This is a genomic window from Burkholderia sp. AU17457 (assembly GCF_002223255.1).
GTDB classification, from domain to species: domain Bacteria; phylum Pseudomonadota; class Gammaproteobacteria; order Burkholderiales; family Burkholderiaceae; genus Burkholderia; species Burkholderia sola.
Genome location: NZ_NKFB01000003.1, coordinates 1,028,848 through 1,042,661, shown reverse-complemented (window position 1 = coordinate 1,042,661; position 13,814 = coordinate 1,028,848). Strand labels below are relative to the sequence as shown.

11 protein-coding genes are annotated in these 13,814 nt (G+C 68.4%); 6 read left to right on the top strand and 5 right to left on the bottom strand.

Annotated elements, in window-relative coordinates; all coding sequences use genetic code 11:
- The first annotated feature begins 22 nt into the window (after positions 1 to 22).
- A complete protein-coding gene (locus tag CFB49_RS07270; RefSeq protein ID WP_069621334.1) occupies positions 23 to 853 on the top strand; it encodes a metallophosphoesterase in 831 nt (276 codons plus the stop codon).
- Between the two features lie 61 nt (positions 854 to 914).
- On the opposite strand, the gene CFB49_RS36235 is transcribed toward CFB49_RS07270, so the two are convergent.
- The gene (locus CFB49_RS36235; protein WP_162838134.1) at positions 915 to 1,067 is read right to left on the bottom strand and encodes a hypothetical protein; all 153 of its coding nucleotides are present in this window, start codon (positions 1,065 to 1,067) and stop codon (positions 915 to 917) included.
- A gap of 117 nt (positions 1,068 to 1,184) precedes the next feature.
- Positions 1,185 to 2,126, bottom strand: a complete 942-nt coding sequence (locus CFB49_RS07265) for a LysR family transcriptional regulator (protein WP_069621333.1) — start codon at positions 2,124 to 2,126, stop codon at positions 1,185 to 1,187.
- 157 nt (positions 2,127 to 2,283) lie between these two features.
- Between CFB49_RS07265 and CFB49_RS07260 the strand changes: the two genes are divergently transcribed.
- From CFB49_RS07260 to CFB49_RS07245, 4 genes are read left to right on the top strand one after another with little or no spacing between them, the layout of a single operon-like run.
- Positions 2,284 to 3,849 (top strand): efflux transporter outer membrane subunit, encoded by a 1,566-nt coding sequence (locus CFB49_RS07260; protein ID WP_089490994.1) that lies wholly within the window; start codon positions 2,284 to 2,286, stop codon positions 3,847 to 3,849.
- A gap of 14 nt (positions 3,850 to 3,863) precedes the next feature.
- A complete protein-coding gene (locus CFB49_RS07255) occupies positions 3,864 to 6,068 on the top strand; it encodes an FUSC family protein (protein ID WP_069621331.1) in 2,205 nt (734 codons plus the stop codon).
- Positions 6,065 to 6,268 (top strand): DUF1656 domain-containing protein, encoded by a 204-nt coding sequence (locus tag CFB49_RS07250; RefSeq protein ID WP_006476212.1) that lies wholly within the window; start codon positions 6,065 to 6,067, stop codon positions 6,266 to 6,268. Before CFB49_RS07255 ends, CFB49_RS07250 begins: the two co-directional genes overlap by 4 nt.
- Positions 6,269 to 6,280: 12 nt before the next feature.
- A complete protein-coding gene (locus tag CFB49_RS07245; RefSeq protein WP_069621330.1) occupies positions 6,281 to 7,156 on the top strand; it encodes an efflux RND transporter periplasmic adaptor subunit in 876 nt (291 codons plus the stop codon).
- Between the two features lie 21 nt (positions 7,157 to 7,177).
- Here the strand turns inward: CFB49_RS07245 and CFB49_RS07240 are convergent, their stop codons facing one another.
- Positions 7,178 to 8,851, bottom strand: a complete 1,674-nt coding sequence (locus CFB49_RS07240; protein WP_069621329.1) for a methyl-accepting chemotaxis protein — start codon at positions 8,849 to 8,851, stop codon at positions 7,178 to 7,180.
- 408 nt (positions 8,852 to 9,259) lie between these two features.
- Between CFB49_RS07240 and CFB49_RS07235 the strand changes: the two genes are divergently transcribed.
- Complete coding sequence (locus tag CFB49_RS07235; RefSeq protein WP_069621328.1) at positions 9,260 to 10,495, top strand: MFS transporter; 1,236 nt, start codon at positions 9,260 to 9,262, stop codon at positions 10,493 to 10,495.
- A gap of 83 nt (positions 10,496 to 10,578) precedes the next feature.
- On the opposite strand, the gene CFB49_RS07230 is transcribed toward CFB49_RS07235, so the two are convergent.
- Positions 10,579 to 11,373, bottom strand: a complete 795-nt coding sequence (locus CFB49_RS07230) for a 5'-methylthioadenosine/adenosylhomocysteine nucleosidase (protein WP_373453181.1) — start codon at positions 11,371 to 11,373, stop codon at positions 10,579 to 10,581.
- Positions 11,373 to 13,736, bottom strand: coding sequence for a UvrD-helicase domain-containing protein (locus CFB49_RS07225; protein WP_089434915.1), 2,364 nt, complete (start codon positions 13,734 to 13,736; stop codon positions 11,373 to 11,375). Before CFB49_RS07225 ends, CFB49_RS07230 begins: the two co-directional genes overlap by 1 nt.
- Positions 13,737 to 13,814 lie beyond the last annotated feature (78 nt).

The following is a 13,814-nucleotide window of genomic DNA, read 5'->3' as shown; positions in this document are numbered from 1 at the left end:
CGCCTACTCCGGAGCCACGCCCGTGAAAGTCCGCGTCCTGTCCGACCTGCATCTCGAAAACGACCTGCCCGACGCGATCCCGCATGCCGACGCCGATCTCGTCGTGCTGGCCGGCGACATCCACAATCACGCGGAAGGCCTGCGCTGGGCCGCCGAGACGTTCGACCCGGCGGTGCCGGTGATCTACGTGCCCGGCAACCACGAGTATTACGACGGGGAATTCGGCGCGCTGGAGACGGCGATGCGCGACGCGGCGCATGCGCTCGACAACGTGCATTACCTGAACAACGGCGTCTACGTCGATCCCGCCCAACGCTTCCGCGTGCTGGGCACGACGCTCTGGGCCGATTTTTCGCTGTTCGGCCGGGACGAAGCCAGCGTCGCGCGCGCGACCGAGGCCGCGCTGCGCGTGATGCTCGATTTCAAGGGATTGATTCAGGTGACCTGGCCGCACGACGCGGCGGTGCATACGACAGCAGACGCGCCGGAACGGGATTTCGCGCCGGCCGACGCGATCGCCCTGCACCGGCGAGGCCGCGCATGGCTGGAAGCGCAGCTGGCGGCGCCGTTCGCGGGCAAGACGATCGTCGTCACCCATCATGCGCCGCACCGACGCTCGCTGGCGGAACGCTATGCGGAGGATCTGGCTTCTGCGGGATTCGTCACGGACATGGCGGAACTGGTCCGGCCGCCGGTGGATCTGTGGCTGCACGGCCACACGCATACGTCATTCGACTACGTTGCGGACGGCGGCACGCGGGTGGTATGCAATCCGCGCGGCTACTTTCACCGGCGCACCGGCGAATGGGAAAACCCCGCGTTCGCGTGGGACAAGGTCGTCGAGCTCGGCTGAGCGCGGGCCCGGGCGGCCGCCTGGCGCGGCCTTCCCGGCCTGAAGCGTGACGGCGGCGGGATCAGCGGCCAGGGCGGCGCGGCTCGCGCACCCGGACCGGCACGGGCTTCAGCTGCGCCTTCGCCTTCATCGCACGCAACAGGTCGCGGGTCGCCGCCGCGGCGGCAGCCGCGCCCAGCAGGACGCCAAGGCCGATCATCAGGTGCGTATCCATCGCTACTCCGGTGTGGTGTATCTCGTTAATTCCAACAGTATCAAACTGTCTGACACACGTTCGTAAAAAAATGTTGCGTGAAGGACAAATCTCGTCAGATTGCGGCCGACCGCGCCGTCATGTCGCACGCGTGAACTGTTCGAGCGCGGCTTCGTCGGCTTCGAGCGTAAGCGGCAGCTCTTCGCGCAGGAAATCGACCCAGGTCCGGATTTTCGCGTCGAGGTACTGGCGCGACGGATACAGCGCATAGATGTTCATCACGTGCGACCGGTACTCGGGCATCACGCGCACGATGTGTCCGCTGCGCAGCCAGCCGATCGCCGAATAGAGCGGCAGCCCGCCGACGCCCATCCCCTCCCGCACGGCCACCGCGAGCGCCTCGGCGACGTTCACGCGGAACGGCGGCGCCGTGATCGACACGACCTCCTCGCCGTTCGGCCCCGCCAGCGCCCATTCGTCGAAGTGAAAGCCCGGCGCGACCATCCCGAGGCACACGTGCTGCGCGAGATCGGCCGGCCGTTGCGGCACGCCGTGCGACTCGATATAGCCCGGCGACGCGCACACGACGCTGTAGCTCTCGCCGAGCCGTTGCGACACGAGCCCCGAATCCGGCAGATCGCGGCCAACGACGATCGCGACGTCGTACCCCTCGTCGAGCAGGTCGGGCATCCGCTGCGCGAGCGTCAGCTCGACGTGCACGTCCGGATAGCGCGCGCGGTAGCGCGCGATGGCCGGCACCAGGTAGTGCTGGCCGAGGCTCGTGAAGCAATGGACCTTCAGCTTGCCGGACGGGCGCGCATGCGCGTCGCCGGCCTCGGCTTCGGCCTGGTCGACATAAGCCAGGATCTGTTCGCAGCGTTGCAGATAGCGCTCGCCGGCTTCGGTCAGCGCGATCCGGCGCGTCGTGCGGTTCAGGAGACGCGTGCGCAGATGGGCCTCGAGATCCGAGACCGCGCGCGATGCGTAGGCGGTGGTCGAATTCATCTGCTGGGCGGCCGCGGTAAAGCTGCCCGCGTCCACCACGCGGACGAATACCCGCATGTTTTGTAACGTATCCATCCGATTACCCATGTGAATCCGGAGGGATTGTTGCACAGGGTCCAACAAATATTATCTCAGGATCCGTAAAAATGACTTGCACCGTTGTCCATTTATTCAGGAATCGCTGAAAAATATAATCGCCTCCGACTCATCTATATCCGAAAGGGAGAAAATCGTGCAGTCTCCGGCGACAAAAGGGACGCTCGCACTGGCGGTTCTTGCAGTCTCATTAATAATGGCCGGTTGCGCGAGCATGGGCGACAACCATACCCAGTCCACTCGCATCGAAGCGAATGCGCTCGACGCCGGCGCGGCCATCCGCGCGGCCGACCGCGATGCGGGCTGGCCCGCCGCCGACTGGTGGCGCGCGTACCGCGACCCGCAGCTCGACGCATGGATCGCCGCGGCCCAGGCCGGCAACCCGACCCTCGCCGCCGCCGAGGCCCGCGTGCGCGAAGCGCAGGCGATGGCCCGCGTCGCCCGCTCGGCCGAGCTGCCGCAGATCAACGGCAACCTGTCGCTGATGCGTCAGCATTGGCCGGACAACGTGTACTACGGCCCGGGGCCGCTCGCCGATACCGACACCTGGAACAATACCGGCACGCTCGGCCTGTCGTACCACCTCGATCTGTGGGGCAAGGACAAGAACGCGACCGAGCGTGCGCTCGACACCGCGCATGCGACCGCCGCCGACGCGCGGGCGGCAAAGCTCGAACTCGAGGTCAACGTCGTGCGCGCGTATGTCGGCATGTCGATGAACTACGCGCTGCTCGACCTCGCGCACGAAACGTACGAACGCCAGCGCTCGCTTGCCGATCTCGCGCGCAAGCGGCTGCAGGCCGGCCTCGGCACGCAGCTCGACGTGAGCCAGGCGGAATCGACGCTGCCCGACTACGAGCGGCAGATCGACAGCTATGAGGAAGCGATCCAGCTCGCGCGCCACCAGCTCGCCGCACTGGCCGGCAAGGGCCCGGGCGCGGGCGACGCGATCAAGCGGCCGCAGCTGGCGCTCGATGCGCCGGCCGGCCTGCCGTCGGCGCTGCCGGCCGATCTGCTCGGCCGCCGCCCGGACGTCGTCGCGGCGCGCTGGACGGTCGACGCGCAGGCGCGCGGCATCGACGTCGCGAAGGCGTCGTTCTACCCGAACATCGACCTGCTCGCGACGGTCGGCGGCTTCGGCGTGACCGCGCCGTTCACCGACTTCCTGCGCGCGATGAACGGCGGCTGGACGGCCGGCCCCGCGCTGTCGCTGCCGATCTTCGAAGGCGGCCGGCTGCGTGCGCAGCTCGGCGCCGCGAATGCCGGCTACGACCAGGCGGTCGAGCGCTACAACCAGACGATCGTCGGCGCGCTCAAGGACATCGCCGACCAGGTCGTGCGGATCCGCTCGCTCGATACGCAGAAGAAGGACGCCGCGCGATCGGTGGCGGCCAACAATCGCAGCTATCAACTGTCGCGCGAAGGCTTCCGCCGTGGGCTGACCGATTATGTGAACGTGCTGGTCGCGCAACAGCAACTGCTGCGCGCGCAGGAGACGGCCGCCCGCATCGACGCGGAACGCCTCGCCGCGCACGCGCAGTTGATGGCCGCGCTCGGGGGCGGGGTCGAGACGGGTGCGGACGTGCCGAAAGACGAGACCGCCTCGTCGGCCACGAAGCCCGCGGCAACCGTCGCCCGGCCCGCGCAGGTCGCAACCGCCGGCGGCGCCGCGGCGCCGGCCGCCGCGCCGGTCGCACGGTAACGCGGAGCGTCGCCATGTCAGCTTCCTCCCCCGCTTCCCCGCGCGTCGACGGCCCGTTCGCGGCCTGGACCGCCGCGTTCGGCGACTGGGCCCGCACCGACGGCGCCGCGTGGCTCTACCTGTTCAAGGCGCTGCTCGCCGCGTTCATCGCGACCGGCGTGTCGATGCGGCTCGACCTGCCCGCGCCGAAAACGGCGATGACGACCGTATTCATCGTGATGCAGCCGCAAAGCGGCGCGGTGCTCGCGAAAAGCTTCTACCGGGTCGCCGGCACGATCTTCGGGCTGATCGCGACGCTCACCTTCGTCGGGCTGTTCCCGCAGCAGCCGGAACTGTTCCTGCTGGCGGTCGCGCTGTGGGTCGCGCTGTGCACGGCCGGTGCCGCGCGCAACCGCAACTTCCGCAGCTACGGCTTCCTGCTGGCCGGCTACACGACCGCACTGATCGGGCTGCCCGCGTCGCAGCACCCGGACGGCGCGTTCATGAGCGCGATGACGCGCGTGGCCGAAATCATGGTCGGAATCGTGTCGGCCGGCGTGGTCAGCGCACTCGTGTTTCCGCGGACCACCGGCGAGCAGATGCGCACGACGGTGCGCAAGCGTTTCGGCAGCTTCGTCGACTACGTCGCGGCGGCGCTGTCGGGCAAGCTCGACCGCGCGCATATCGAAACCATCCATACGCGCTTCGTCGCGGACGTGGTCGGGTTCGAGGCCGCGCGCAGCATGGCCGTGTTCGAGGATCCGGACACGCGGATGCGCAGCGGCCGCCTCGCGCGGCTGAACAGCGAGTTCATGAGCGCGTCGAGCCGCTTCCATGCGCTGCATCAGTTGATGAACCGGCTGCATGCGGCCGGCGCGCAGGCCGCGATCGACGCGATCGAGCCGTACTTCCGCGAGATCGCGCCGCTGCTGCTGACGCCCGCCGGCGAACCGGTGCGCACGTCGGCCGACGCCGGCCACGCGGCCGCGCAACTGCTCGCATGGCGCGACGCGCTGCCGCGCCGCATCCGCGCGACGCGCGCGGCGCTCGAAACGCAGCCGGACTTTCCGCTGCTCGACTTCGACACGGCCGCCGAACTGCTGTACCGCTTCATCACCGACCTGCACGAGTACGCGGCCACCTACGCGTCGCTGTCGAGTGCGACGCACGAGCGCGAACGCTGGATCGAGCGCTACGAGCCGCGCACCAATGCGACGGCGATGGTGATCGCGGCGATCCGCACGGCAAGCGTGATCCTGCTGCTCGGCTGGTTCTGGATCGAGACCGCGTGGCCGAGCGGCGTGACGATGACGCTGACGGCGGCGGCCACCTGCGCGCTCGCGTCGTCGACGCCGCGCCCGACCGCGATGTCGGCGCAGATGGGCATGGGCACCGCGCTCGCCGTCTGCACGGGCTTCCTGCTGACGTTCGGCATCTATCCGCACATCGACGGCTTCCCGCTGCTGTGCGTCGCGCTCGCGCCGCTGCTCGCGATCGGCATCTTCATGACGCTGAAGCCGAAGCTCGCCGGCTACGGGATGGGCTACCTGATCTTCTTCAGCTTCCTCGCCGGCCCGGACAACATCACGCACTACGATCCGACCGGCTTCATGAACGATTCGCTCGCGCTCGTGCTGGCGATGCTGGCGTCGGCGATCGCGTTCGCGGTGCTGTTCCCGCCCACCGCGCCGTGGCACAAGAAGCGGCTGTTCGCCGACCTGCGCCACCAGGTGGTCGCGGCCGGCCACGCGCGGCTCGCGGGCCTGCGCACGCGCTTCGAAAGCGGCGCGCGCGACCTGATGTACCAGGCGCACACGCTGTCGGCCGACCAGCCCGACGTGCAGCGCGACGCGCTGCGCTGGATGTTCGCGGTGCTCGAAGCCGGCAACGCGACGATCGACCTGCGCCAGGAGCTCGCGACGCTGCCGTCCGACCCGCGCTATGCGCCCGCGATGCCGTGGCGGCGCGCGATCGAGGCGATGCGCACCGCGCTGTCGGCGCTGTTCTCGAAGCCGAGCGCCGCGCGTTTCGACGCGACGCTCGCCGCGACCAACGCGGCGATCGACGCGACCCGGCAGACGCTCGATGCGGTCGAACCGTCGCGCGAAGAGCGCCACCGGCTGCAGCGCATCCTGAGCCATCTGCATTTCGTGCGGACCGCGCTGCTCGACCCGGAATCGCCGCTCGAGCCGCTCAACCGCGACCACCCCGTGCGTCCCCAACCAGGAGCCTCGTCATGATGCCGCGTGAAATCGCCATTCTCGATGCCTACATGCCGACGGTGGTGCTGATGTTCGTCCTCGGCGCGATCGCGACCTGGGCCGTCGACCGCCTGCTCGCCTATACGGGCCTCTACCGTCTCGTCTGGCACCCGTCGCTGTTCCGGGCCTGCCTCCTCGTCTGCATTTGCGGCGGACTGAGTCTTGCCGTTTACCGTTGATTCCGAACCATCATGATGCTCAGAAAACTCTTCGGCTTCGTCGCGACCGCCGTCATCCTTCTCGTCGCGATCCTGATCGGGCGCTCGCTGTGGGTGCACTACATGGACGATCCGTGGACGCGCGACGGACGCGTGCGCGCCGAAATCGTCAACGTCGCGCCGGACGTGTCGGGCGCGATCGTCGAGTTGCCGGTGCATGACAACCAGCTCGTGAAGAAAGGCGACCTGATCATGCAGATCGACCCGTCGCACTACCGGATCGCGGTCGAGCAGGCGCAGGCGGCCGTGGCCGCCCGCCGCGCGGAACTGCAGATGCGCCGCGACGATGCGGCCCGCCGCGCGGATCTCGATGCGCTCGTCGTGTCGAAGGAAAACCGCGAGAACGCGGCGCACAGCGCGTCGAGCGCCGATGCGCAATACCAGCAGGCGCTCGCCGCGCTCGACGCCGCGAAGCTCAACCTCGAACGCACGCGCGTCGTCGCGCCGGTCGACGGCTACATCACGAACCTGCAGACGTTCAAGGGCAACTATGCGGTGGCCGGCCAGGCGAAGCTCGCGATCGTCGACAGCCACTCGTTCTGGGTCTACGGCTACTTCGAGGAAACCAAGCTGCCGCGCGTGAAGATCGGCGCGCCGGCCGAAATGCGGCTGATGAGCGGCGGCGTGATGAAGGGCCATGTGGAAAGCATCTCGCGCGGCATCTACGATCGCGACAACCCGCAAAGCCGCGACCTCGTCGCGGACGTGAACCCGACCTTCAACTGGGTGCGCCTCGCGCAGCGCGTGCCGGTGCGCATCCGGATCGACGAAGTGCCGGCCGACGTGGTGCTGTCGGCGGGCACGACCTGCACGGTGATCATCGATCCGGACAAGCAGAAGAAATCGTAAGCGCCAGGGCGCGCCGCACGCTCAGTGTGCGATGCGGAAACGCCCGACCAGCGCCTTCAGCGCCTGAGCCTGCTCGTCGAGCGCGTTCGCGGCAGCGGCCGCCTGTTCGACGAGTGCCGCGTTCTGCTGGGTGCCGGCATCCATCTGCGTGACCGCGCGGCCGATCTCGTCGATCCCCGCGCTCTGCTCGTCCGACGCCGCCGAAATCTCGCCGATGATGTCGGTCACGCGCTTGACCGCGCGCACCACGTCGCCCATCGTGCGGCCCGCGTCGTGCGCGAGCGCCGCGCCGTTGGCCACGCGCTCGACCGACGCGCCGATCAGCTCCCGAATCTCCTTGGCCGCGGTCGCCGAGCGTTGCGCGAGCAGCCGCACCTCTCCGGCGACCACCGAGAAACCGCGCCCCTGTTCGCCGGCGCGCGCGGCCTCGACCGCCGCGTTCAACGCGAGAATGTTGGTCTGGAATGCGATCCCTTCGATCGTGCCGATGATGTCGCGAATGTTCTTCGCGCTGTCGTCGATCTCGCTCATCGTCGCGACCACGCGCCCGACGACCTCCCCGCCCGTCTCCGCCACCGCCGACGCATTGGCCGCAAGCGTGCTCGCCTGCCGCGCGTTCTCGGCGTTCTGCCGCACGGTCGACGTGAGCTGCTCCATGCTGGCCGCGGTGCGCTCGAGCGCGACGGCCTGCTGCTCGGTGCGGCGTGACAGGTCGAGATTGCCGGTCGAGATTTCGCCGGACGCGGCCGCGATGGCCTCGGCGCTCACGGCGATCTCGCCGACGGTCGCCGCGAGCCCCGTCTGCATCTCGGCCAGCGCGCGCACCATGCTGCCGCGGTCGTGGCGGCCGAGCGCGATCGGCCGCGTCAGGTCGCCGCGCGCGATGTCCGCGGCAATCTCCTTCGCGAGCGCGGGCTCGCCGCCGAGCTGCGACGCGAGGCGCCGCACGACGCGCTCGGCGATCACGACGGCCAGCACGATCAAGGCGGCCGTCATCGCCGCGATCATCGCGAACGAAGATGAAAAAATGGTCGCGGACGCATCGAGCGTCGCCTTCGACTTCTCGCCGCGCGTCTTCACGAGTTCGGCGACGAGTTTTTCGAGCTTGCCGGTTTCGACCAGCAGCGACACGTCCTGCGTGCCGACCTGCCAGTTCATCTGGGACAGGTCGAGCGGCTGCGCGCGCACCAGCGTGACGAAATCGCGCAGATGCGTGCTCCACGTGCCGACCGCCGTCGAGAACGCGTGCAGCCGCGCCGAATCGCCGGTATCGGCCGGATCCGCATAGCGCTGCAGCGTGCCGAGCGCCTGGCCGATCGACGCGAGCCCCGCGCTCACCTCGGCGCCGAGTTCGTCGCGCTCCTTCGCGGTGGTCGCGGTCAGCAGCATCTTCTGCGCGCGGCTCGCGCGCAGTACCTCGGCGCGGACTTCCGCCGCCGCCCGGCTCGCGACGTGACCCTGCTCGTAGACCGACGCGATCGACGCGTTCAGCCGGCTGATCTGCCACAGCGAAAACACGCCGATCGCGAGCGTGCCGGCCAGCAGGATCGCGAATGCGGCGCGCAACGTCGCCTTGACGGTCCACGGCCGGCGCTCGCGACGCGCCGCGCGCGCACGCCGTGCGACACGACCGGCGGCAACGTCGGGTGCGGCGGGCGCCGCACCGGGCTGTGGATGCAAAGATGCTGCTTTCATCGAACTATCCCCGTATGGATCACGCTGCCGGAAAGGTCGGTCCCGGCGGTCCCGCGATGGCAGGCCATGCCGCGCGTCCAGCGCCCGCCCGGCGGGTAGCCGGTGCCAGGCGCGGCGCGCATGTTGTCATTGGGTCGTTCTACGGCCGCCACCGCCGTTTCTTGAGTCCGGAAAAACACCCACCGGGCCCCCGGGCGCGGCCTCGCTGAAGGGTGGACGCGCCGCCAGCGGTTATACCCGTCCAAAAAAGCACGCAGCGGCCGATCCGTCCGACGAATGTCCGATTCGCGATAAAACTTGGCCTGACATTCGTGACACGCCACATTACACTTCTTTGACGCATCAACGAATCAATCACGCGCCGATCCCCAACAGAGCGCGCCAGTCACCTCAACTCGTTCAGCTCACATGGAAACCAGCCTCGACTCCGGCGCCGGCGCAGCCGTCGCCCAGCCGTCCGCACCGCCCGTTGCCCGCACCGTCTACCCGGTACTCGGCGCGATCAGCTTCTCGCACATGCTCAACGACATGATCCAGTCGTTGATCCTCGCGATCTACCCGATGCTCAAGAGCCAGTTCGCGCTGTCGTTCGCGCAGATCGGCCTGATCACGCTCACTTACCAGATCACCGCGTCGCTGCTGCAGCCGCTCATCGGCCTCTATACCGACAAGCGTCCGAAGCCGTATTCGCTGCCGGTCGGCATGGGCTTCACGCTCGCGGGGCTGCTGCTGATGTCGATCGCGTCGAATTTCCCGATGCTGCTGGTGGCCGCGGCGCTCGTCGGCTGCGGCTCGTCGGTGTTCCATCCCGAATCGTCGCGAGTCGCGCGGATGGCGTCGGGCGGCCAGCACGGGCTTGCGCAGTCGGTGTTCCAGGTCGGCGGCAACGCAGGCTCCGCGCTCGGGCCGCTGCTCGCCGCGCTCGTGATCATTCCGCACGGCCAGCACAGCATCGCGTGGTTCTCCGCGGCCGCGCTCGTCGCGATGATCGTGCTCACGCAGATCGGCCACTGGTACAAGAAGCATCCGTCGATGAAGAAGAAGGCCGCACCGGCCGGCCACCCGACGCTGTCGCGCGGCCGCGTGATGGGCGCGATCGGCGTGCTGGTGCTGCTCGTGTTCTCGAAATACTTCTACCTCGCGAGCATCAACAGCTATTTCACGTTCTACCTGATCGACAAGTTCCACCTGTCGGTGCAGGCCGCGCAGATCCACCTGTTCGTGTTCCTCGCGGCGGTCGCGGCCGGCACGCTGATCGGCGGGCCCGTCGGCGACCGGATCGGCCGCAAGTACGTGATCTGGGTGTCGATCCTCGGCGTCGCGCCGTTCACGATGCTGCTGCCGTACGCGAACCTGTTCTGGACCAGCGTGCTGACCGTGATCATCGGCGTCGTGCTGGCATCGGCGTTCGCCGCGATCCTCGTCTATGCGACGGAGCTGATGCCCGGCAAGGTCGGGATGGTCGCGGGCCTGTTCTTCGGCTTCGCATTCGGGCTGGGCGGTGTCGGCGCGGCCGTGCTCGGCCAGCTCGCGGACGCGACGAGCATTCCGTTCGTCTACAAGGTGTGCTCGTTCCTGCCGCTGATCGGCGTGCTGACGGTGTTCCTGCCGAACCTCGAAGGCAGCGGGCGCAAAAAGGCGTGACGAACGACAGGCCGCGGCGTGCGCGCCGCGGCCTGTCGTCTGGTTCGTCTGGTTCGAATGGGGAATAGCTCGACGGCGGCTCTTCAGGCCGCCGTCGTCGCATGCAGCGTCAGGAAACGCTTGAGGATGCCCGACGAATAGCTGCTCGCGATCGCCGACAGGAAGTGCGAGAACGACTGCGTCGCGTGATCGTCGGCCGTATCCGAGATCGTGCGCACGAGCGCGAACGGCACGTCGTGTTCGGCGCACACCTGCGCGATCGCGGCGCCTTCCATTTCGACCGCGAGCGCGTCCGGCAGCGCGTCGCGCAACGCGACGACTTCGCGCTCGCTCGACACGAAGCGATCGCCGCTGATGACGAGCCCCGCGTGCAGCGCCGCGCCGGCGAGCCCGAAACGTTCGGCGAACCGCGCGGCCTCTTCCTCGACGAACAGCGTGCACGCAGCCCGCAAGCGGGCCGTCAACGCCGCGTCGGTCGCGAAACGCGTGATGCCGAGCAGCGGCACTTCGTAGCGCGGAAAGAGCGGCGATGCGTCGAGATCGTGCTGCAGCAGCGTATCGGCCACGACGACGTCGCCGACCCGCACCGTGCGCGACACGCCGCCCGCGACGCCGGTAAACACCACGCCCGATACGCCGAACACGTGGATCAGCGCGCTGACCGTCGCGGCGGCCGCGACCTTGCCGACCCGCGCGAGCGTGACGACGCAGGCCGCGCCGTGCACGGTGCCGACGTGATAGTCGCGGCGCCCGAGCGTGACCGTCTTCATCGCGCCGTCGGCGCGCATCGCGGCGATCAGGTCGCCGAGTTCCTCCGGCAGCGCGGCCAGAATGCCGAGCGGACGCGCGGCGGGCGCCGCGACCACGTCGACGTCCATCATTCGACCGCCTGCAGTTTCGCGACCGCGAGCGCGAGCCATTTCTCGCCGTGGCGCTTGAACTTCACCTGCGCCTTCGCGTCGGTGCCGTTGCCTTCGAGCGCGGTGACCGTGCCTTCGCCGAACTTGGTATGGAACACCTGCTGGCCGACCCGGAAGCCAGTGTCGGCCGCGCGCTGCTTGTCCGCGAACGCGGGCAGCGGCGCGGACACGGCCGCATCGACGATCTGCTCTCGGCTGCCGCCGCCCGGCCGCGCGAACCAGTCGCGCCCGTAGCCGGCGTTGTCCGAACGTCCGCCCCAGCGCGACCCGGCCTCGACCTTCGGCGTGAGCCACTTCAGCACATGCTCCGGCAGCTCGTCGAAGAAGCGCGAGCGCACGTTGTAGCGGGTCTGGCCGTGCAGCATCCGGCTTTGCGCGAACGACAGGTAGAGCCGCTCCTTCGCGCGCGTGATCGCGACGTACATCAGCCGCCGCTCTTCCTCGAGGCCGTCCGATTCGAGCACGCTGTTCTCGTGCGGGAACAGCCCCTCCTCGAGCCCGGTGATGAATACGGCCGAGAACTCGAGGCCCTTCGCCGCGTGCACGGTCATCAGCTGCACCGCGTCCTGGCCAGCCTGCGCCTGGTTGTCGCCGGCCTCCAGCGACGCGTGCGACAGGAAACCGGCGAGCGGCGTCATCGTGTCGGGGTTCTGGGCGGGATCGGCGGGCGATGCCGGATCGAGCACGTCGACCGCGGGATCGTCGGTCGCGGCGCCGAGCTCGGGCGCGGCGATCGCGCCCGCGCGCAGCGGGATCGAGCGGGCCGGCGTGTCGAGCCCGTAGCCTTCCTCGGCGATGAACGCGGTGGCCGCGTTCACGAGTTCCTGCAGGTTTTCGAGACGATCCTGGCCTTCACGCTCGCCCTGGTAGAAATCGGCGAGGCCGCTCGCGCGCACGATGTGCTCGACGGTGTCGGGCAGGTTCATGTGCTGCGTGTCGGCGCGCATCTTCGCGATCAGGTTCGCGAACCCGCCGAGGCTCGTGCCGGCCTTGCCGGTCACGTACGGAATCGCCGCGGCCATCGAGCATCCGTACAGGCGCGCGGCGTCGGCCAACTGCTCGACCGAGCGCGCGCCGATCCCGCGGGTCGGGAAGTTCACGACGCGCGCGAATGCCGTGTCGTCGTTCGGGTTGTCGATCAGGCGCAGGTATGCGAGCGCATGCTTCACTTCCTGCCGCTCGAAAAAGCGCAGGCCGCCGTACACGCGGTACGGAATGCCCGACGACATCAGCGTGTGCTCGATCGAGCGCGACTGCGCGTTGCTGCGGTACAGAACGGCCACTTCGCTGCGCGCCATGCCGGTATTGATCAGCGAGCGGATCTCCTCGACGATCCAGCCGGCTTCCTGCGAATCGGTGCTGGCTTCGTACACGCGCACGGGCTCGCCGTGACCGGCATCGGTACGCAGGTTCTTGCCGAGACGGTGCGCGTTGTTCGAGATCAGCTGGTTCGCCGCGTCGAGGATGTTGCCGTGCGAACGGTAGTTCTGCTCGAGCTTGATCAGGTTGCGCACGCGGAATTCGTCTTCGAAGTCGCGCATGTTGCCGACGTTCGCGCCGCGGAACGCGTAGATCGACTGATCGTCGTCGCCGACCGCGAAAATCGCGTTTTCGCCGCCCGCGAGCATCTTGAGCCACGCGTACTGCAGCTTGTTCGTGTCCTGGAACTCGTCGACGAGGATGTGCCGGAAGCGCGCCTGGTAGTGCGCGCGCAGCGGCGCGTTGTACGCGAGCAATTCGTAGCAGCGCAGCAGCAGCTCGGGAAAATCGACGACGCCTTCGCGCTGGCACTGCTGGTCGTACGCCTGGTACAGCTCGACGAACTTGCGGTTGAAGTTGTCGGTCGCGTCGACCTTGTCCGGGCGCAGCCCCTGCTCCTTCGCGTTGTTGATGAAGTACTGGACGTTCTTCGGCGGGTACTTTTCGTCGTCGACGTTCGCCGCCTTCATCAGTCGCTTGATCGCGGACAGCTGGTCGGCCGTATCGAGGATCTGGAAGGTCTGCGGCAGGCCCGCGTCGCGCCAATGCGTGCGCAGCATCCGGTTGCACAGGCCGTGGAACGTGCCGATCCACATTCCGCGCGTGTCGATCGGCATCATCGCCGACAGGCGCGCCATCATTTCGCGCGCGGCCTTGTTCGTGAAGGTGACGGCGAGCACGGTGGGCGGCGATGCATAGCCCTGCTGGATCAGCCACGCGATGCGCGTGATCAGCACGCGGGTCTTGCCGCTGCCCGCCCCTGCGAGGATCAGCGCCGGTTCGTTCGGCAACGTGACGGCGGCGAGTTGTTCGGGGTTCAGATTGGCGAGCAGATCGGGCATGGAGCGGCGGCTAACGGGCGAGAAAAATGCGGACCCGACATTATAAGTCGGCTGCGTGCGATCCCGTGGCCGATCAAT